Origin of the sequence: Pseudoalteromonas rhizosphaerae, assembly GCF_902498845.1 — a bacterium.
Taxonomy (GTDB): Bacteria; Pseudomonadota; Gammaproteobacteria; order Enterobacterales; family Alteromonadaceae; genus Pseudoalteromonas; species Pseudoalteromonas rhizosphaerae.
The window spans coordinates 1-20,459 of the sequence record NZ_CABVLM010000012.1 but is presented as its reverse complement, the minus strand read 5'-3'; the positions used below and the strand labels follow the sequence as shown (position 1 = coordinate 20,459).

The 20,459-nt window shown below is 39.8% G+C and carries 19 protein-coding genes; 1 reads left to right on the top strand and 18 read right to left on the bottom strand.

Annotated features, from left to right (window positions below; genetic code table 11):
• Window positions 1-32: 32 nt before the first annotated feature.
• From PSR9079_RS17255 to PSR9079_RS17220, 9 genes are all read right to left on the bottom strand, one after another.
• On the bottom strand, window positions 33-668 hold the full coding sequence (locus PSR9079_RS17255; protein WP_149982586.1) for a DUF4272 domain-containing protein: 636 nt from the start codon (window positions 666-668) through the stop codon (window positions 33-35).
• A 111-nt stretch (window positions 669-779) separates the two neighbouring features.
• Window positions 780-1,091, bottom strand: a complete 312-nt coding sequence (locus tag PSR9079_RS17250; RefSeq protein WP_149982585.1) for a hypothetical protein — start codon at window positions 1,089-1,091, stop codon at window positions 780-782.
• 17 nt (window positions 1,092-1,108) lie between these two features.
• Window positions 1,109-1,429: a hypothetical protein gene (locus PSR9079_RS17245; RefSeq protein WP_149982584.1), complete on the bottom strand. Its 321-nt coding sequence runs from the start codon at window positions 1,427-1,429 to the stop codon at window positions 1,109-1,111.
• Window positions 1,430-1,526: 97 nt separating this feature from the next.
• The gene (locus tag PSR9079_RS17240) at window positions 1,527-1,853 is read right to left on the bottom strand and encodes a DUF7709 family protein (protein WP_149982583.1); all 327 of its coding nucleotides are present in this window, start codon (window positions 1,851-1,853) and stop codon (window positions 1,527-1,529) included.
• Window positions 1,854-2,418: 565 nt separating this feature from the next.
• Entirely contained in the window at window positions 2,419-2,982 is a 564-nt protein-coding gene (locus tag PSR9079_RS17235; RefSeq protein ID WP_149982582.1) for a hypothetical protein, read from the bottom strand.
• 142 nt (window positions 2,983-3,124) lie between these two features.
• Window positions 3,125-4,174, bottom strand: a complete 1,050-nt coding sequence (locus tag PSR9079_RS17230) for an ankyrin repeat domain-containing protein (protein ID WP_149982581.1) — start codon at window positions 4,172-4,174, stop codon at window positions 3,125-3,127.
• Window positions 4,175-4,631: 457 nt separating this feature from the next.
• Window positions 4,632-6,314: a hypothetical protein gene (locus tag PSR9079_RS17225; protein ID WP_149982580.1), complete on the bottom strand. Its 1,683-nt coding sequence runs from the start codon at window positions 6,312-6,314 to the stop codon at window positions 4,632-4,634.
• Between the two features lie 50 nt (window positions 6,315-6,364).
• The gene (locus PSR9079_RS23700; protein ID WP_179959211.1) at window positions 6,365-6,511 is read right to left on the bottom strand and encodes a hypothetical protein; all 147 of its coding nucleotides are present in this window, start codon (window positions 6,509-6,511) and stop codon (window positions 6,365-6,367) included.
• 169 nt (window positions 6,512-6,680) lie between these two features.
• The gene (locus PSR9079_RS17220) at window positions 6,681-8,123 is read right to left on the bottom strand and encodes an ATP-binding cassette domain-containing protein (protein ID WP_149982579.1); all 1,443 of its coding nucleotides are present in this window, start codon (window positions 8,121-8,123) and stop codon (window positions 6,681-6,683) included.
• A gap of 145 nt (window positions 8,124-8,268) precedes the next feature.
• Between PSR9079_RS17220 and PSR9079_RS17215 the strand changes: the two genes are divergently transcribed.
• A complete protein-coding gene (locus PSR9079_RS17215; protein WP_149982578.1) occupies window positions 8,269-8,886 on the top strand; it encodes a hypothetical protein in 618 nt (205 codons plus the stop codon).
• A gap of 5 nt (window positions 8,887-8,891) precedes the next feature.
• Here PSR9079_RS17215 and PSR9079_RS17210 read toward each other — a convergent pair whose 3' ends face one another.
• From PSR9079_RS17210 to PSR9079_RS17170, 9 genes are all read right to left on the bottom strand, one after another.
• Window positions 8,892-10,619 (bottom strand): response regulator, encoded by a 1,728-nt coding sequence (locus tag PSR9079_RS17210; protein ID WP_149982577.1) that lies wholly within the window; start codon window positions 10,617-10,619, stop codon window positions 8,892-8,894.
• A 122-nt stretch (window positions 10,620-10,741) separates the two neighbouring features.
• Entirely contained in the window at window positions 10,742-13,075 is a 2,334-nt protein-coding gene (locus PSR9079_RS17205; protein ID WP_149982576.1) for a fatty acid cis/trans isomerase, read from the bottom strand.
• A gap of 4 nt (window positions 13,076-13,079) precedes the next feature.
• Window positions 13,080-13,442, bottom strand: a complete 363-nt coding sequence (locus tag PSR9079_RS17200) for a hypothetical protein (RefSeq protein WP_149982575.1) — start codon at window positions 13,440-13,442, stop codon at window positions 13,080-13,082.
• 127 nt (window positions 13,443-13,569) lie between these two features.
• The gene (locus PSR9079_RS17195; RefSeq protein WP_149982574.1) at window positions 13,570-14,235 is read right to left on the bottom strand and encodes an SDR family oxidoreductase; all 666 of its coding nucleotides are present in this window, start codon (window positions 14,233-14,235) and stop codon (window positions 13,570-13,572) included.
• Window positions 14,236-14,338: 103 nt separating this feature from the next.
• Window positions 14,339-15,145, bottom strand: coding sequence for a VOC family protein (locus PSR9079_RS17190; protein ID WP_145238336.1), 807 nt, complete (start codon window positions 15,143-15,145; stop codon window positions 14,339-14,341).
• 273 nt (window positions 15,146-15,418) lie between these two features.
• Window positions 15,419-16,129 carry a hypothetical protein gene (locus PSR9079_RS17185; protein ID WP_149982573.1) on the bottom strand — a complete coding sequence of 237 codons (711 nt, stop codon included), beginning with the start codon at window positions 16,127-16,129 and terminating at the stop codon, window positions 15,419-15,421.
• Window positions 16,130-16,249: 120 nt separating this feature from the next.
• Window positions 16,250-18,040 (bottom strand): alkaline phosphatase, encoded by a 1,791-nt coding sequence (locus PSR9079_RS17180; RefSeq protein WP_145238331.1) that lies wholly within the window; start codon window positions 18,038-18,040, stop codon window positions 16,250-16,252.
• Between the two features lie 11 nt (window positions 18,041-18,051).
• Window positions 18,052-19,641 (bottom strand): alkaline phosphatase, encoded by a 1,590-nt coding sequence (locus PSR9079_RS17175; protein ID WP_145238328.1) that lies wholly within the window; start codon window positions 19,639-19,641, stop codon window positions 18,052-18,054.
• Between the two features lie 724 nt (window positions 19,642-20,365).
• The coding region (locus PSR9079_RS17170) for an EF-Tu C-terminal domain-related protein (RefSeq protein ID WP_484297941.1) at window positions 20,366-20,459 on the bottom strand (94 nt) is incomplete at its 5' end.

Genomic DNA, 20,459 nt, shown 5'->3' with positions numbered 1-20,459 from the left:
GCTGACCTCGGGTGATCGCCCTGCTATATTTTTTATGTGTCTTGAGGAACATCATCCCAATCTAATTGTTTATCAAGACACCAGCTTAGCGCTCGACGGCGCTCCATGATTATGCTCATATTAAAATTATCATGGGGGTCATTATTAAGTTGGTAATGTCTACAACTCCACATAGCTCGATAATATACATCTCTCATTTTATATATTTCTTCAAACGAGCGGATTTTAATATCTTTCGTAAACTTTTCTGGGCCTTCATCTTGCTGTAGATCCGGGCAGTAATCGATCATATCGTCCGGTATTGGGTATGGAAAACTGAGGTCATCGAATTTATTCATAACCCAAATCAACGCCCAGAGTGACTCAAGATACCAATGTAAATTGATTTTATCTTGCTCACTTATGTTTTCTTGGGATTGTGTAAGAATAGTTTTCTCAACTTCTGACAAGTGTTCAGCTAGTTGGTTTTCATCGATATAGTTTTTTATGAAGTCAATTGGGGCGTTGAATGCAATATTGATCATTGCATTCATAATCAGTGCTCTATTTATGATCTCACTATCTGATCTCATCTGTGAGATATCATAGACAGGAAGCCAATCACAAATTTCCCCATCAAAACTTGAAACAATAGTTTCGCTTTCTTTTTTAATTGCTTGAGTATCCATAACCTCTCCCTAATTTTCCCTAAATATAACAAGCCTGTAAAATTGCTCGTTTTAAATTTATTGCCATTGATATATCAACCATAGCTGAGCTCATATGTATTAGTGGCTAACTCAATATTCACCAGAAATAATTAATTCACTTTGCGATTTTACGACTATGAAAGCAACCGAGTTTTGCTTACTTGTGAAACCAACAGAACAAATAGCCATACTACCTAAGCCACATGTCACTTCAGGATATTGTTCGCTGATGGAAGTTTCACCTTCTTGGTTTGGCACTAGCTGCCAACTACTGTTTAAAAACTCACGTTTAACTACTTCATAGCTTTTTCCTTTATACTGAGAAAAATCTAATTCATCAGCATGCAAAACCGCATTACTGCTGAATATTAAAGCAAACAGGCATGCAAACTTAAATTTCAAATATACAGCCTAAACTTTTAAGGGCTGACTTCGTAGCCATGTTCGGTTATCAGTAGTGATAGTAAGCCCTCTAATTGCACATCAGTTTTTGGGATAAACGTTACATCGCCTGCATCCGAATCGTGATCAAGCGTTAGTTCTTGGCCCAAAAAATTGTAAACTCGACTAAATACACCAAAAGGTAGAAATACAGATTCATCTTTTAACTCACAGAATGAGTCTAATATGAGTTGTGCATTTTTATATGCAGCATACCCATTAGGATCGATGTCGTAGTCTGGTAATACCGATGCCCGCAAAAATCCTGACATTTTATATTTTCGTAATTTATTGCTCATAGGCTCTTAACGCGAAGCTTTTAATAAACAGTTCGAAATTTTTCATTGTAATTATCTTCATGCCCACGTCACGCAGTCAGTGTCAAATAATCACTTATTAGCTACCTAATCGAGATAAATAGTTTCTTGCACATTCACCGACGAAACGCCGGCCAGGATTAGTGCCAGCAATCCAGTCCTCAATGGGAAAAAGATCAAATAGGCCGACTTTCACAAGCGTTGGAACAGCAAGTTCTAGCTCTTTCTCTACTAGCTCTCGCTCGCCAGCATTATAAAGATTAATGTTATATAACATTGTTGCCACGGTTCCTGTCTGAACCCGACTCCCATCTTTTAAATGAACTGAAGGTAAAACCTCCCCGTCCTTAACTACTTTCTGATTTACAGTAGCCAGCTGTTCTGTATTTTCGACATTAGTTTTCATTCAGGATAACCCTATTTCAAGTAGTTAACGAACTTGTAGAATAACGCAATTTTATTTTTATTTATTTCTCAACCATAGCCGAGTTGCTATTTTGATTCAATCGTTTGCTGATTTTCTACTTTCATCGCTATTACCATAATTGATTTCAAAATGTGAATGACCGAAAATTCGTATTTTTCGAATTACTGACATTTGCCTGTCGTTTGCCATTTAAATGTTCACAATCCCCCTCATGTGATACTGGCTGTGCTACAGCACCATGCCCCTGTGTAGATTATCAGTTGCGACTAAACTCTTTGCTAACAAGCCTATGCGATACTCAAGCGATTGACTTTACTCATTAAATAAAAACATTCTGATATTGAAATGGGGTCTTAAATTCTTCTCATATACCGCTTTTAAATAACTGCCATTTGGACATTAACTTACTCTTTTTTGAGTTTATTTGCCTAACGTACTGGCTACTCCTGTACATAAGAATAGTTAAAAACCATAACGTTAAAGATGTATGGGGTAACGTCAGAATAAAGCGTTTCCCCCATATTCAACCGACGACATGTTCGGTTTAGTTAAGATCCGATATGATCCGTTTGAGAGCATCGAGTTCAACTTTATCATTTCGTTGTTCCCAAGCACTCATAATATCTGCAACAGCCAACCCATGTTCATCAGCCAATGCAGAGCGTAACGCCCAAGCCACTAGATGATTGGGGTTTTTCCAACCGTCATATAAATCATAAATATGATGATCTGATAAAAACACTTGTGATCCGCTACTGTTGGTCATCACAAACCAATCACCAACTGGGTCAGAGCCTAATGAAAATAACTCATCGTCACGTTCAAAGTCGTCCAACTCTTCTCTGAAGTTAAAACCAATCATATCCTGTCTAAAAGGCCATAAAAACGGAAACTTGCCGCTCGAAACAAGCTGGAAATAGGCTTCAATCCAAGAATGCCATTGCGGTGAGATAATCGTTTTACATCGAGAGATGACTTCCTCTTTTAGTACAACCGGTGAAATATAGTCCAACTCTTTAAACGCTTTGCATTCTTCAAGAAACTGGACTGGAAAATAGTTATCGGGGATCGGATTAGTAATAATTTCGAGTAATTGTTCTTCGTTCACTTAATTTTCCTATTTAAATAATACAGATGGAGTCTCATCAATAACTGATGACACTAGTAATTAAAATACCTTGCATAGAGCATTTAAAACGGCATTTGAGCACATAAAAAGCACATAGCAGATGGCCTCAGTAATAAATACTTTAACGTTTATAGCTGGGGGTTTCTAATTTAATTGGATGAGTGTTTTTTGAAATCCACTTAACAGCATATTGTTGCAGCTGAGTGGTCTCATCCATTAACATCTCAATATCGGAAACTAGATTACTTAATGCAGCAATTTCTTTTTCTTCCAATGAATTGTGTGAAGCAATATGCTTAAGGTAAGCATTGCACATTTGCCGGTATGCGCGATCCCAATTAACACCACCATTACCATACAGCTCATCAGTCACTCGCCCTGCGATACGAATAACTTCACCTTGTACAGTTAATGCTGCGCCTTTAGCCGGGACTAAATAATCCCAAAGGTTATCGTATGTTTGCTCCCAAGTATCACCAACTAACTCAATAGCTGACTGTCCGTCGTGAAGCAAACGCGTTGCCACAGGCGTTACACCATATAAGCGATACAAATTATTTAAGGCGTGACTGTACTCATCTACACTATCTTTATTAAAGTCTTCTCGCATAAACTCGAACTTATCGCCAATAGCGGTCACCAATTCTTGCATTTTAGGCGTAATTTCTACGCCATAACGAACGAATAGCTCTGTCATATCAACCATACTGGGAATATCCAAATTGCCGCAGCGCTGTAAGCTGTATTCTAATGGTGTTAAGTCATACTCATTTTTAACGTTAATATCCGCACCTGCCGCAAGCAATACTTCCGCATTGTGGACATAATGAAAGGTTACTGCGCTATGCAGTGGCGTATTGCCCGCTTTACTTTGAAAGTTTACGTCCGCTCCCATTTGAATAAGAACGTCCAAGTTCGAGTGTATAGCGCCTGCTCTAAGGTGTAGCGGCGTATTGCCATAAGTATTTAAATAATGCAAATCCGCGCCATTATCAACAAGCCACTTTGACAACTCATCGGGACAATGACTAAACCCTAGTGCCGATACCTTACCGTAGCCGCTGTAAGCATCCAGCTCGCATTTGTCAAAAATAGTGATAAGGGTCGAGAGATTTTCTTTTTTGATCAGCTCATCAAAATTCTTGGGAAGTGTTTTTCTTTTTCGTGCCATGGTTACGTACTCTATCCTTTGTATATAACATATTCACTGTGCGCTAAGTGAACTGGGGGGCTATATTTTATATAATATCCCGAAGACTGATATGGCTTATTTTAGAGGCGCTATTATACAAAAATAATTTCCCTATAGATCGGTGTTTTTAACAGACAAACTAGACAGCCACTTTAATTTTTAGAGGTATATATAGGTAACTACTGCGCTAATAATGTAAGGACACTCAAATTATATGATAGTTGCAAATTTTTCTGTTTTCCTTCTATAACTAACGTTTTACCTGCTCCTTGGCCTCCAGTAAAAATGGGGGGATTACCCAGCCATGTCATGGATCATATCTGAAAATAGCCATGACATTTCTTCGAATCGTTTACTCATATATCACCTAGTTAGAACATCGTGCTCTGCTGAAATTTGGGAGCGCTAGCAGTAAATTCTCCGTAACAGCGCCTTGTTACACATTTTCAATACTTACGCCAAACTTTTTTACTCTTCTCTTATTTATCTCGCTTTCGGAAGCTATTTTCTGAAGAGCTTGAGTTGCTCGTTCAGCGATTGCCTTTTGCTGTTCATTCGGGTTAGAAAATTGACCAAACTTCAGACACGTTGTAACAAAAGAGGATAAATGCCTCCCTTCTTCGTTTTTAAATAATTCATAGAATTCATCAACAGTTGTATTTGCCAATACAGTTTCATCACTAGAGTTCCAACCATTACTACTAGCTATACGATCTAAAACTTGCTTTGCGGATTCTTGTGGGACTGACTGATTATAAATGGCATTAAATTTTTGAACTACGTCTGGATCTTGAATATCACCGAAGGTATTAATTTCATCCATATCAAACAGCTCTACTTCATCCTTTCGGTTTTCAATATAAATATCTATTATTTCCAACGCCTTCTGTTGTTCGCCAAGTTCTTTAAAAAGAGTTACGGTACCATTTAAATTTGTTGGTGTAATATATTTACAATTTACCTTAAAGCTTTTATATATTTCATCAATAACAATATCGCCATTATTATTAAATGTATCGTGATACAGCCTCCACGCATTAGAAAATGAACTTTTTGACTTTGAAGCAATGATTTGTTGATTTTTAAAGTTAGCTTTTTCATTCATTTCGCTTTCAACAAAAAAACCTGTTTTTACAGCTTCAGCTAAAACTAAATCTAAATCATCAGTGAGCTGGTAGTTGTATGCTTGTAAAGTAGTTTGCCAACCTTTTTCTTTATCTGTAATTTCATCATCACCTATACCAAGCAATGAATAACCCTTACTTGTAATAAAATCGAGAGGGGGTATTCCATCATCAGTATTTGAAGTGAAATAGCTCCAAGAATAAAGTACAAGTGTGTGTATAACTTGATCTAATATTTCTGGTTCAAAGTCTTTTACTAAAGGTAGAGATAAATCAATTAACCTCTCTATTTTCTTTAAAATACGTATATTTCTTATATTAAGGCTGGTTGTTAACTCTTTAAGTCGATTGTGATAGCTAGCATTACCTGAGTAAGCAATAGCTGCGCTTTCTTTTGGTTCAGGTGAAAAAGCTAACTCTATATCAATAACTTTTTCGCGATATTTTTCATAATCTTGAAGCCCTTCTTCACCATCATTTAAAAGGAGTACTACCTTGCACTCTTTTTGTTCTTTTAATAAAGAGACTAAGCCTAGGACATCTTTAATTTCAAGCCCTTTGCCTTTTCTCTCTAAATCATCAATACAAATAAGTGTTTTATTCAATGATAAAAATGAAATTGCTTCTATTGCTGGGCTAAATGATTTTACAATAGGAGCGCCCTTGAAGAAATTTATAGACTGCCTTCCAACAGACTCTATGAGACTAGTTGTATTATCCCTAAATGTATCAATGCTTGCAGTAGTGCCAATTAGTTCACGTTTTACAACATTTTCAAAAATAGTATATTTGAATGAATCTAATGAACTTATGCCGAATAACGATACATATGAATAACGTTCAAGTTTCACCTTTTTATCCATACAGGCTTCAATCAGAAACTTTTTCCAACTAAAAGTTTTTCCTACACCCCATTCACCTTTTATTGCCATTACTTCCGGCTGCTCTGATGATAAGAATTTAAAAATTTGAGCTTTGATAATTTCGACTGACAAGATGGTGACTCCAAGGTGCCTAACTGATTATTCTGCTCCACTTTGGTGGTTTATAACACCCCAAAACGGCGTATATTACATGCATTCATAATTCCACCAATAATTACCTTTGTAAACAAGTGATTAATATAGCCAAAAATCACTGCTTGGTATTTTGCAGCAAAGCGGCGGTTAATAATGTTATCGGACAAAGTCAAAAACACTCCCCATATGTAGCGCTAAACTTTGGCTTTTTAGTGTTTATTGGTAACTTACTGCTTTAACTTTTTATCGTTGGTTTCGTTGCACTCAACCCAACCTACGGCGATAAATTTAACGCCGAGCTGCTCTGGTTTTTCCTAGTACCTAAAACCTAGAACCTTTTCCTTACCTAAAATCAGCCATATCTAAATAGTGCTCTATCCCGGTAATTTTATCTTTCGCATGATGATTGACATAAATCACTGTGCTACTGCCGGCAGCGCATATTTTTTCGATTAATAGTAAAACACGCTGCCGATTGGCTTCATCAAGCCCCAAACATGGCTCGTCTAAAATCAGTAATGTGGGGTGTTTTACCATAGCGCGGGCAATCAATAGCATGCGTTGGTCACCAAAAGACAGTTGCGTAAATGGGGTGTTTTTTAACTCACTCAAACCTAATAATGCTAACCATTGTATGGCGATATCAAGCTGAATTTGAGTTGGCTTTTGATACAAGCCAATGCTGTCGTAAAAGCCTGATACTATGGTATTAAGCGCCGAAATACTAACCCGATATTCCATATGCAAAGCATTCGAAATATAGCCAATATGCTGCTTAATTTGCCAAATACTTTCACCACTGCCGCGTTGATAGCCAAACACTTTAATATCATTGTTATAACACTGCGGATTATCGCCAGTGATTAAGTTAAGCAGGCAGGTTTTGCCGGAGCCGTTTTGACCACTGAGCTGCCAATGCTGTCGTGCTTTGATTGTCCAATTTAAGTGGTTAAAAATAACCTTACCGCTATAACTGACGCTGGCATTTTGCAATCGTACTAACTCAGGCTCATTAAACTCTGGGGCACTGTGTGCCACATCTTTGCTAGGAATCGTTAAATCAGTTTGTTGTAGGTGTAATAATTTAAATAAATCATCGCGCTGCTTAAGGTCAGGAGTTGCTAGTTGCTGTTGTAATTCGCCATTTTTCACATAACCATAATGCGTAATAAATACGGGGATTTCATCTAACCGATTAACCACAAAGACCATGGTCATGCTGGCACTTAGTTCGATTAATACGCTACGTAATAGCTCAACGCTTTGTACATCCAAACCGTCAAACGGTTCATCAAGCACAATCAGTTCGGGCCGATTACTCAGTGCTTTAATTAACATTAGTTTACGTGTTTCCCCGGTTGAGAGTGCGCGCAAACGTTGCTTAAGCAATGTCTCAAAAGCAAACCCTGTAATTAACTGCTGGCATAGCTGTTGATCAAAACATGGGCTTGATTGCTGATAAATCAGCTCTGACACCAATTTAGGGCTAGTTTTACCATCGGTGATGTCGTCTTGATCAGCTAATAACTCAGCGGTAATCAATTGCTTTTGCAGATCTGAAGAGACTATTTCTGTACGCTTAAAATCACAACTTCGTGTACCACTGACAATATTAGCTTGATCGAGTAATACTGCTGTTATGGCTGATTTTCCTGCTCCGTTACCGCCAAGCAGCACCCAATGCTGAGCGCTCTCAACCTGCCAAGTTAGCTTACTTACGAGAAAACTTTCGCGTTCATTGGTACCAAGGTTAGCCGTCACATTATTGAGTTTAATTGACTGCACAGCGATCCTTTTTAGCTTTTAAATTAATTAGTTTGAAAATACATGACTTTTATTAGCATGGCTATAGAATAAAATTCACGCGGTTTAAACCTTTTTAAATCTGCTAACGTCTAATCTATAAAGCCATTAACAACGAGTAAAAATAATGAATACACTTAGTATCTCTAGTTTAGCCGTAATCTTATTAACCAGTAGTTTAGCTGCTCATGCTGAGCAAAAAATTGAACAGACCTTTGATGTCACTGCCAAGCAGGCATTGGCGATCAACGTGCCCGTTGGCAGCCTTGAACTTAGCACCCATCAAGGTAACCAAGTAACCGTGTCGATTGAGCTAAAAGCGAAAAATGATAATTGGTTTAGTGATGATGTTGCACTTGAAGATATCACTTTAAAAAATCAACAAAGTAGCGATAAGCTGAGCCTCTCGATTGATAATGACGATGTGCAACAAAGCTGGCTGGTAAGTATACCAACAACCATGGCGATAGATTTAGAGCTAGGTGTGGGCGATATTGAAGTAAATAATTTTGCTAATACTGCCAGCATCGATGTCGGTGTGGGCGCGGTGCGGATCAGCAGCGCGTTAGCTGACTATCAAACGATCACTCTAGATAGTGGTGTTGGCGACACCAAAATAGCAGGCATGAAAAATGATGCTAAACATAGCCGTAAGCTGGTCACCTCAACTAGTAAATATAACGGTGACGGCCAATACCGCATTAACGTTGAAGTCGGTGTAGGTGATATTAAAATCAGCCACTAAAATTATCAGCCCTCGTTAAATACATTCATGAGGGCTTTTTTAATATCCGCAACCGAAAATGGTTTATAAACATGTACATTAGAGCCAAGTTCATAAGTTCGCTCTAAATCACTTGGCGCAGTGTTGGCGGTGATCACAATGATCGGAACCGTTGAATTTAGTTCTTGGCGGATGATATCTATCGCTTGAAAGCCATCCATCACCGGCATGTTCAAATCCATAAAAATCACATTAAACTCACTTTCAGTAATTTTTTGTGTTGCTATTAAACCGTTTTCAGCCACTTCAACCGTGTAATTAAGCTCGGTTAAAATTCGCGATAAAATTGTCGCGTTTAATAAATTATCTTCCACAATTAAGCAATGCAGTTGTGCGGGTAAGTTGCCTTGATTCGTTAGTAGTGCAGCTTTAGATAATGGCAAACGGATCTTAATCTGTGCACCATGCGGTATGACATCTTTAAACTCAATGCCGCCTTGCATAGCACTAACAATATGTTGCACACGCGCTAAACCGGTTTGTAAGCCCTGAAAATCATTGCCCTGTTCGATGCTATGATGATTTAAATATGGATAGCATTGAGCAAAACCAACGCCGCTATCAGCGACCACAATTTTAATATGACCATCTTGGTAACTAACGGATATTGAAACCTGCCCAGTGCTAGTAAATTTAATGGCATTACTAAGTAGCTCGGTAATGATTTGCTGCAATCGTAAATGATCAAACTCTGTATAGCGATCTAACTCAGAACTGAGTTTTACTTCAAACTTTAACTGTTTGTTATCACAGGCAAACTGAAAAGGTGTAATAGCCGACTCAAGCGTGGTTATTAAATTACGCTTGATAAATTTTAACTGCCATTGCCCAGTATTAAACTGCTGTAGTTCATGTAACTCATCCAGCATACTTACAATTCTGCTGGCACAATATTTTGCTTGTTTTTGCAATGCTTGCTGAGATTCTGATAGCTGAAGTTGCTCAATCGAGTCTACTAGCCCTTGTAGCGGTGTTCTAAATTCATGACTTGCCCGTGCGATAAAGCGCTCTTTATAAGTGCTTATCTGCTCTGCTCGCAACTTTTGTTGTTGATATTTATTAATCGCAGCGGTAATTTGCAGCTCCATAGGCTGAAATATAAATTTCAGCTCAATGAATAGCAACACTAAAGTTAATAGCCAAAAAGCCAGCTCTAGGTTGGACAGCACTCGGGTTTTGAACTTTGCTTGTTGTTCAAATAGTGTAACTGCACCATCAAGATCCTTGAGCAAGCGTTCAACCTCAGCAATTGTAAATCGCTTTTCTGCTTTGCTTGCACTAGGAGCATTTAACAGTAGCTGCACTTTAGCCAAATACGCTAGCGACGTTTGCGCAAGGTTAATTGGTGATGAAAAATAATAAGCAACTAACTGGTCGTCTAAATATAAATAATCGCCATTAGAATGCTGTTGCACTAAAAATTCATGCCCAGCTCTAAACTCTGCGCTCGCTTTAGCTAATACATCACGGTGTAATCTAATATTGCTACCAATATCAGTAACCATGGCATTACTATGCCAAGCGATTTTTTGTGACAACATCCGCTGCTTACCTGCAACATTGATAATATGAGCATCGTCTTTTTGCACAAAAAACATAAACTGAATAAGCAAAGCACTCGCGCTCGAGAGAATCGCTATCGCTAATAACGCCCAACGATAACGCGACCGAATATTAGCAATAATTTGAATCATAATAGGCCCTATTTTTTTTAATAAGTGTAGACCAAAGGGAATAAAGCGACACTTTACGCAATGATATTATTAAAAAAATAAACCCCGCTTCAATGCGGGGTTTATCAATTTTGCTTTTATAATTACCGATTTTCTAAACGATTATAATCAAATAAACCGTATTCAACACCACGGTACTGCTTGGCAACTTTGTGCAAAATATCACTGTACTGCCAAAATTGCGGATGTGTTCGGCGAATTGCAAATTTACTTTTCAGTGCTCTGTAATCGGCTTCTATTTGCATCAATGGTAGTTGCTCGGCAAATGATGCAAGTTGTTGTGGATTATTCAGATACCAAATTGTTTCAGGGTAATCACCAATGAAACCAGGCACAATGGTGACGGTATCTTCTGCATAAGCGCGCTGCCCTTCCTCGTTCAATAAACTAGAAATATTATAATGGGCATTGTGATGGATCATGGTATACGCTTGATGCTCTGCAGCACCGTCTTTCACTAATATAAACGAGATTTGCGGCAGTAAATTAATTGCTTTTGCAGGTATATTATTTAATTGCTGTAACGGCTCTGGTACTTGTGTGTAATCAAAGCGCGGACTTAACACCGGTTTTAGCGTTTGTTTAATTAAGCCATATAACTCGTGTTGTGGATCCTGTGTTTTGTAGTCAATTCCTGTTGGCTGACTAAACTTATCACCACTTTCAAAGAAATTAGTTAAACTCGGTGGTGCTTTACGATACCAGTTTGCTTTTAACTCTTTACGCTGTGGCTTAGGTAACAATGCTAAAAAGTTTTGCTCGCCTTCTAGACGCAAAAAATCCATGTATAAACGAGTGATCAACTGATGGCCAACATTACCGTAGACATCAAACCCGGCAACTAATAAATAATGTATCCGCTCAAACAGTGCGTAATCTAATACCCACATGGTTTTTGGCTCTTGGCCAATAAAACCTTTAACCACAGTCGCACTATCAAAATGGCGGAAAATAGTCAGAGCAGCATTATCATTTACCTCGTCACCACGCCATAATAGGTCGGTGGTTAGGTTTTCACCATTTTTGAACATACTATTTGCCAACGTAACCTTGCCTTTAAGGTAAGTATTCTGACGTTTGGCGTATTTGACCCAGCTAGATATAGCTAAAGTATTGCTTTCTTCAGCCGCAGGCAATGCCAAGGCATCTTCATGTTGTAGCAGCATTTCACCCACTTCTGGCGTTGCAACTTTAGCAGGATCAGCAAATGCCACCCAAAAATGATCATTAATAACATTTAACGCTATTTGACCACGACAAACAGGCCCTTTAATAAAGCCCATAATAATTAATTCAGCCTCATCTAGCATGAATTGATATTTAGATTTAACCGGCATGGCGGCAAACACTTTAAATGGGTTGGATGCTATTTCTGGCAAGTAACTTGGCATGCTGTCAACGTGATAATCTGGCGCAATAAACTGGCTGTACAAGCGCGCTAATTTACTGTCATTCAGTGCCAGTGGTAAATGCGTTTTTGCCAAAATAGTCGAACGGTCATGCATTAAGCGATAATACACCCGCTCCACTTTAGGATCATCGTAAGGGCGGCGGGTATTTATTAACTCAATGTCCTGCCCTGGTGGTGTACTCGAACGCACCAATTTAAAAAAGCTTTTTTCATCATCTTGAGCAAAATAAATATGCGCTAAATACCAATGTTCAAACACATAACGTGCTGTTAATTGATACTTTAAACCGTCTTGATTTAAAAAGCTCTCCCAGCGTTGTGCTTGAGCTAAAGCAGCTGTGCTTGGCGGTTTAATATGCGCCATTTTACCGCCCTCTTTAAGCCACTTTTCAAGGTGCTTAAATTCAGTACGCGAAATGCCAGGTAATCCATATGGCATCCCGGAATGAGGTTGGCTGTTGGCAAGGCTGTCAAATTCTCCTATAGTGGCGCAGCTTTGCGAGCGATCTAAAGAAAAATCAAACTCATCACCTAAGATCTCATCATTTGGTAGCGGTGAGCTCATTTTTAACACTAAACTGTTGTACAACACGCTACCGGCAAGATTTGCTTGCTCTGTTTGCGCTCGTTCATTCAATACTGGGGTAAAGTCTTTATCACGCCACTGGCTAGTATTCGTTGCATCAAAAAGTAAGCGGCTGGGAGTCGATGCTAATAAACGAGTACCATTGTAAACACGTTCCTTACTTAGGCCGCGGTCAATTCCTTCTGGAGATGAAAGTTTCAGTTGGCATGGTGCATCATAGCAGCCATGACAAACCACACAACGACTCTCGAGCACAGGTTGTACATGCTGTAAAAACTCAGCACCGCTACCTGAGTTATGTTCAACCATACGCTGCTGTGTTTGCTCTGGCCCGAATAGCTCATTGTAATGAGCGGCACCTAAATAAGCGCAGCCACTGAGCACAACAATTAGTGCACTCAGCAAAAAAGACTTTCTCATCGAATTATTCGTCCTCATCGCCCAAGTCAAACGTCGGCATCATATCCATTTGTGGGGACACAAATGTTTGCTCTGATTGGGTATCGAGTACTGCGCTCAATAATGGTCCACGCGTTAAAGTTAGCTGTGCTTGATGTGCATTGCTTGCTAAGTCTGCAAACGCCGGGTTATGGGCTTCTACAATATAATCTGAAATAGTAATAGCAATGCTGCTATCCGCTGCTGGATTTTGACAAAGCTGGGTCAGTAAGTCGTCATCTAAAAGTACGCTTATTGAGAGATCAGGGGTCGATAAATCTCGCTCATTTAAGGTCTCATCAAAAAGAAATAACGGAAGTGTTAAACTACTATCTTGCTCTAATTCCATGTGCTGCTCTCAAATACTAAAATCGTTAATATGACAGCATTATAGCAAAAATTAATTAAATTTAGCTAAACTGACTGCTGATTTACAGCCTGTTTAGCTATTAAAGATAACCTACATTAAATATTATTTACCAAGGTAGGGTTTCACCATTTGAATGCCAAAAACCACCACTATTGCTTAGGTTTAGTTCATCAATACGTTGTGCTAAAAGCTCTGCAGATAATTCAGGCGAAATGTCTCCGGCATAATTAACCATTTGTGTTTGCACAAAGCCCGGATGAAATAAACCAACCGCAATTTTTTTGCTTTTTAGCTCATGAGCTAAACTGACTGATGCCACGTTAAGTGCAGCCTTTGACATACGATAACCAATATAACCACCTGAGTCATTATCAGCAATCGACCCTAAGCGACTGCTGATCATGGCAACTTTAGCGTCAATACCTAAGCAGTGTATTAACGCATGGGTAACTCGAATTGGTGCTACAGCATTGATGGCTATCTGTTGATTAATGGTATCAAAATCCATCTCTGCCATACTTTCATTATGGAAAATACCGGCATTGTTAATAAGCAGATCTATCTTATGCCCATGTAACTGGTTTTCAAGTGTTTCGATATCTGCTGCATTGGCAACATCGATATTGCTGATCACTGTCACATCTAATTCTTTAAGTTCATCGCTTGGAGTACGCACCACGGCCGTAACCTGGTAACCCTTTGCTAAATATTGCTGACATAAATTAAGGCCGATGCCACGATTAGCGCCTGTAATTACCACATGCTTTGTCATACTTTTACTCCCATTCTATATACACTCTATAACTGAGAGCTTGGGGCAAACAAAAATAAAAAAAGCACCTAAGTGCTTTTTTAGTTAATTAAATTAAGCATAACTAGTTACATTTCACATCATTCATAGCGGAGGTCATAATTGAAAACACTGCGCCTTGTGGATCGGTGATCACACTAAAGCGGCCCACCTCGGGAATATCGGTTGGTGCCACACACACTTCACCGCCAAGTTGCTGAGCCGTTGCGACATAGTTATCACAATCATCGACAGCAAAATAAATCATCCAGTGAGCAGGAATTTCTGCAGGCCATTCATCGGTCATTTCAATCATCCCTGCAACGGGTTGGTCAGCAACAGTGAATAATGTGTAGCTCATTCCTTGCATAGGTTTTTCAACGCTCTGCCAACCCAATAACTGGCAATAAAACTCACGGCTTGCAGCACTGTTGCGGGTTGCCAGTTCATGCCAATAGGGAGTATTAAGTTCACCTAAACGTTTGCAACCTTTATGTTGATTACCTTGCCATAAGGCAAATAATGCACCACCAGGCTCATTTAGCAACACCATGCGACCCGCGTCCATTACATCATGAGGACCGGCGATAATATCAGCACCTAATTGTTTGGCTTTTTCAGCTACTTCATCAATATTATCTACTGCAATATAGGCTAACCAATGACTTGATGTCGCTGCGTTTTTTTGTTCGTTCGGCATTTGATACATGGCAGCAATATCATCACCTTGCTTTTGTAACATAGTGTAATAAAGACCATCACCAATGGGTTGATCATCAGCCCCCCAAGCAAATAACTCAGTGTAAAAAGCTTTGCCGCTTTTCCAGTTAGATGTACATAACTCTGACCAACAGAAAACCCCGTGGGGGTGATTACTTTGTGTGTCACTCACGATTCAATCTCCTTAAATAGTACATCTACTAAAGTTAAAAGAGGAAAGCCATTTTAGCCAATTTTATTTGTATCGTAAGGTGATCTTTATAGCAAAACAAACAACGAATGATTTGAACCCGACCTAAATACAGCTGCGATAGTGTAATATCACTTATTACGGTTAAACGAATCGATACTTTTGCGGGCACTGGCCACATGCTAATTTATAAAGCTGAAATTTGGCCTTTTAACACCCAAATCGAGACTTTAAAAGAGCATTCACCGGCCCTTTTTAGTGGCTGTGCCCACCTCCAAGCGCTTTACCATTAGCATCATAAAAGCCAGACGCACCATGCTCGATAAATCCTAAGTTAATCATTTTGGCTAAAAATGGGTCGCCTTCGTTATCACCAATATCCGCATAGTCAGTCGTTTGATAAGCATCCCACAGGGCAAATTGCTGCTGTATCTGAGCTTTTTTAAAGTCCACAGTGCCCAACGTTAATGTTTGAGTAAGTTGCGGTTTACCAATACTCATTGCGCTTACCAGCTTTTGATTTACCAACCATGCAAGCTCAATCGTAGTATCACCTTGCACTAATTGATAATGCTGTATTTTCTCGCAGCCATCACCTTGCTCATCGGTTAAAGTCATCTTGGCAATAAAATCATCACTCACTAATTGGTATTTAGTACTCCAATCTTGCTGACCTTGCACCTCTGAAGGTTGATATTCAATACCACGCTGCGGTGTTTGAAAGTAACGAATTGGCCGAATTTGCTGATTACTCAACTGTTGCCACACTTCAACTAATTCAAGGCCTTGCTCTGCAACCTGATGGGGTGTTCGCCATAATGTAAACTGTTGAGATTCAGCCACAGCTTTGCCCGCAACTTGCTTACCAACCTGATAGCTTGCTTGCACATATTGACTGTCCAACGCGCACTGCGTGGCACTGGCCAATGGACTTATTAACGCTAAAGATAGGATAATTTTTTTCACTGGATTCTCTTTTCGATTTAATACCGTGAGTCACTGTAATGTGTTTATTTTGCAGATTAATGACAAAGAGCAACTCAGTTTTGAGTTGCTCTTTAGTTAAGCGTATTACATGACAATTACTTAATTTGTAACTTTAGCATCCGCTTGTTTTACTAAGTCAGCTGCATAATCCATCACGTGAAAAATAAAGCTCTGCTCGTTAGTACCTGTTACTAAATGCGCACCAGGGCCAATTGCATAAACACCAACATCTTCACCAGCATGAGTTTCAGATGACAGCGGCACAAGTGCTTCTTGGTGGAAACCTGGACTTTGCGTATCCACATCGGTTAAATCAACACGGCCGGTTACTGGGGCAAAGTCGTAACCTACTTCAGCATCCGTTTCCTGACCTAAATCTCTAAAGCCGCCACCATTAGCATAACCTACGGTGGTGTATGGCATATTATCGGCAGCAAGTGTTGGCTCGGTTTCACCCACGGCAACCACTTTACCTAAAATTGGATTACCGCGTTTTGGGTAGCCTGCGATAGTAAATACATGGCTGTGATCGGCAGTAACAATAATCAGCGTATCTTCAATGCTGGTTTTATCAAGCGCCACTTGCACCGCTTTTGATAACTCAATGGTATCACTTAAAGCGTTATAGGCATTGCCCGCATGGTGAGCATGGTCAATTCGTCCAGCTTCAACCGTCAAGAAAAAGCCTTTCTCGTTGTTATCCAATACATCCAGTGCTTTTGCTGTCATCTCTGATAACGATGGTTCACCCGCAATATCATTGCCACGGTCAGCTTCGTATTGCATGTGAGATTCATTAAACAAGCCAAAAATTTGTTTAGTGTTAGTCACATCAATCGCATTAAAACCTGCTTGATCCATTACGTATTGACCATTTGGATACTGAGCTTGCCATTCAGCAGTTAAATCACGGCCATCAGTACGATCGCCTTCTACCGAGCTTACTGCATCAGCTGAATTATATGCTGCGTCTTTTGGTAAGAAATGACGACGACCGCCACCCATTACCACTTCAAGACCATCAACATCGATCCCAGCAAAACGCGCTTCTAAGTTCTTTTCAAAGTTAACCAGTTGCGATGCAATATCTTCACAATTAGCCGCTTCCGACTCAGGCATATCTGAAACATCTTCCCAATTGCGGTTTGCCGCTTTTGCATACGTTGCAGCTGGTGTGGCATGGGTAATACGTGCCGTTGAAATAAGTCCCGTTGATTTACCTGCAATTTCCGCAAGCTCTAATGACGTTACTAATTCATGGCCTTTACCTGACAAACAATTACCATTAACCACTGCTTCATCAATACCAATAACACCGACATCAGTTTTTACGCCTGATGCCATTGCTGTCATCGTACCTGCAGAATCAGGTGTTTGTGCATCAACATTATAAGTTTTAGCAAACCCTGAAAACGGTAGTGTTTCAAAGCTTAACTGATGTTCTTCACCCATTTTGCCCTGTAACTGACCCGCTAAAATACGCGCAGCTGTTACTGTTGAAATCCCCATACCGTCGCCAACAAACAAAATGACGTTTTTCGCTTTGCCAGACTCTTTAACAATATTAGCAATATTATCTTGGCTACTAGCTAATTTAGTGTGTGCTTCTTTATACCAAGTATTGGTAGTAAGCGGCGCTAACTGTTGTGGATTCAATGAAGTTTCAGCATCGTTACACACTACAGTGGTTGTAGTTACTTCATCTGCATCAAGCTCACCATTTTGATTGCTGTCGTCACCTGTTAGGGTTTCAATGCCACCATTGATACATTGCTCAGAGCCAACTGCAAGCGTATTTTTAACCGTCAGTGACTCAATTTTATCGTCATCATCAGAGCAACCCGCTAACGCAACAACCACAGCAAGAGATATTAAGTTAAGTTTTTTCATTGTAATCACCATTATTCTTCTATTAGTTCGAGCGCTTGACTGATAATGTGGAAAATAACATTTTGCTCCACAACGCCTTGTGCCAACTGTGCCCCAGGGCCCTTAGCATGCAATGAAATATCTTCACCTGCATGAGTTTCCGAGCTAAGTGGGACTGCTGCTTCTTGATGAAAGCCCGGTGTTAAGGTATCAACACCACTTAATTCAACACGCCCAGCAACTGCTGCGGCTAAATATGAAGCGTCTGCATCTGTTTCATCACCTAAATCTCTAAAGCCCAAGCCATTTGCGTAACCGACTGTGGTATAAGGCATACCGTCAGCTGCAAGGGTTGGAGTATCGCGACCTACTGCTACAACTTGACCCAAAATTGGGTTACCGCGTTTTGGATAGCCAGCAATGGTAAATACATGGCTGTGATCCGCAGTGACTAAAATAAGTGTTTCATTTGGATCGGTATTTTCTACTGCTGCTTTTACCGCATTGGCAAATTCAATCGTGTCATTTAATGCGTTGTAAGCATTACCGGCATGGTGGGCGTGATCGATACGACCCGATTCAACCGTTAGGAAAAACCCTTTTTCATTATTCTTTAAGATATCAATCGCTTTAGTCGTCATTTGCGTTAATGAAGGCTCACCGGCAATATCATTACTGCGATCCGCTTCATATTGCATATGCGATTCATTAAATAATCCAAATACGCGTTTGGTATCGCCATTTATTGCGTCAAAGCCGGCCTGATCAGTAATGTATTTACCATCGCTATACATTTGCTGCCATTGCGCTGTTAAATCACGTTCATCAGTACGATCACCTTCGACTGCACTCATAGCATCATTAGAGTTAAATGCAGCATCTTTTGGTAAGAAATGACGACGGCCGCCACCCATCACCACTTCTAGACCATCAACATCAACACCCGCAAAGCGCGCTTCAAGATTTTTTTCGAAATTAACTAATTGCGACGCAATATCTTCACAACCTGCAGTGACTGCATCTGCAGGCATGTCGGAAATGTCTTCCCAATTACGATCAGCTGATTTTGCATACGTTGCAGCTGGCGTTGCGTGGGTGATCCGTGCAGTAGAAATAATACCTGTGGCTAGGCCTTTAATTTCTGCAAGCTCTGTAGCTGTAATTAATTCATTACCTGCTACAGTTGCACATTTGCCACGTTCAATGTCTTCGTTAACACCAATAACACCAACATCCGTTTTAACACCTGAGATAATAGCCGTCATGGTGCCTGCTGAATCCGGTGTTTGCGCATCGACGTTATAGGTTTTTATTTGTGCCGAATACGGAAATTCTTCAAAGCTCAAAAAGCCCTCTTCTCCTAAAGCGCCTTGTTTTTGGCCTGCAAGGATACGTGCTGCGGTGAGAGTTGATATACCCATGCCATCACCAACAAATAGAATTACGTTCTTTGCTTTAGTGGCTGGTGTTGCATTAGCCATCGTTTCTTTAGAGGTTAATTTAGCCTGTGCAGCGCTATACCAATCACTTTTCATTTGGTTATCAGGTAACACACCTGCATTAGCACCCGCTGACAATGCCAGTGTTAAACCAATTGCAGTCGCAATTTTATTAATTTTCATTTTTAAGTTCCATTGATACGATTTGGTCAAGAATGTCTGTAGTAATGAGAGCATCATATTAGGTAGGTTTTGTTACTTAAAAAGTATCTTTATGTTACATAAAAATTAAAAGTTACATTTTTTATTTGTTATATCATAACGTTATGATAGGTAAGCGGTAAGCGGTAAGCGGTAAGCGGTAAGCGGTAAGCGGTAAGCGGTAAGCGGTAAGCGGTAAGCGGTAAGCGGTAAGCGGTAAGCGGTAAGCGGTAAAAATCTAGATCTCCTCAACTTAAATAGCAAGAACATTTAATATATTTACTTTCTGTTATAAACGCGGTGGCAAGCCACTCGCCTACAAGTACATATTAACACCGAGCAGCTTAAAACTTTCCGCTTAGAGCTTACAGCTCAAATCGCAGACATTAAAAAAGGCCACCTAAGTGACCTTTTTCTAACAATTAACTTAAAAATTAATTATTACTCATTGAACGTTGCAACAAAGCACCTACGCCTATGGGTAACAGCGCCACCTTCACATGACGTAAATCGTAGGCATTAAAAAAGGCCACCGAAGTGACCTTTTTCTAACAATTAACTTAAAAGTTAATTATTACTCATTGAACGTTGCTACAAAGCACCTACGCCTAAGGTAATAGCGCCACCTTCACATGACGTAAATCGCAGACATTAAAAAAGGCCACCGAAGTGGCCTTTTTCTAACAATTAACTTAAAAGTTAATTATTACTCTACGATAGTTGCTACTACACCAGCACCTACAGTACGGCCACCTTCGCGGATTGCGAAACGTAGACCTTCATCCATTGCGATTGGAGAG

Coding starts and splice junctions, on each gene's coding strand:
- PSR9079_RS17215 (WP_149982578.1), top strand. CDS start 8,269: ATGAATACACTTAGTATCTCTAGTTTAGCCGTAATCTTATTAACCAGT.
- PSR9079_RS17195 (WP_149982574.1), bottom strand. CDS start 14,235: ATGACAAAGCATGTGGTAATTACAGGCGCTAATCGTGGCATCGGCCTT.
- PSR9079_RS17210 (WP_149982577.1), bottom strand. CDS start 10,619: ATGATTCAAATTATTGCTAATATTCGGTCGCGTTATCGTTGGGCGTTA.
- PSR9079_RS17175 (WP_145238328.1), bottom strand. CDS start 19,641: ATGAAAATTAATAAAATTGCGACTGCAATTGGTTTAACACTGGCATTG.
- PSR9079_RS17205 (WP_149982576.1), bottom strand. CDS start 13,075: ATGAGAAAGTCTTTTTTGCTGAGTGCACTAATTGTTGTGCTCAGTGGC.
- PSR9079_RS17180 (WP_145238331.1), bottom strand. CDS start 18,040: ATGAAAAAACTTAACTTAATATCTCTTGCTGTGGTTGTTGCGTTAGCG.
- PSR9079_RS17230 (WP_149982581.1), bottom strand. CDS start 4,174: ATGGCACGAAAAAGAAAAACACTTCCCAAGAATTTTGATGAGCTGATC.
- PSR9079_RS17240 (WP_149982583.1), bottom strand. CDS start 1,853: ATGAAAACTAATGTCGAAAATACAGAACAGCTGGCTACTGTAAATCAG.
- PSR9079_RS17255 (WP_149982586.1), bottom strand. CDS start 668: ATGGATACTCAAGCAATTAAAAAAGAAAGCGAAACTATTGTTTCAAGT.
- PSR9079_RS17245 (WP_149982584.1), bottom strand. CDS start 1,429: ATGAGCAATAAATTACGAAAATATAAAATGTCAGGATTTTTGCGGGCA.
- PSR9079_RS17200 (WP_149982575.1), bottom strand. CDS start 13,442: ATGGAATTAGAGCAAGATAGTAGTTTAACACTTCCGTTATTTCTTTTT.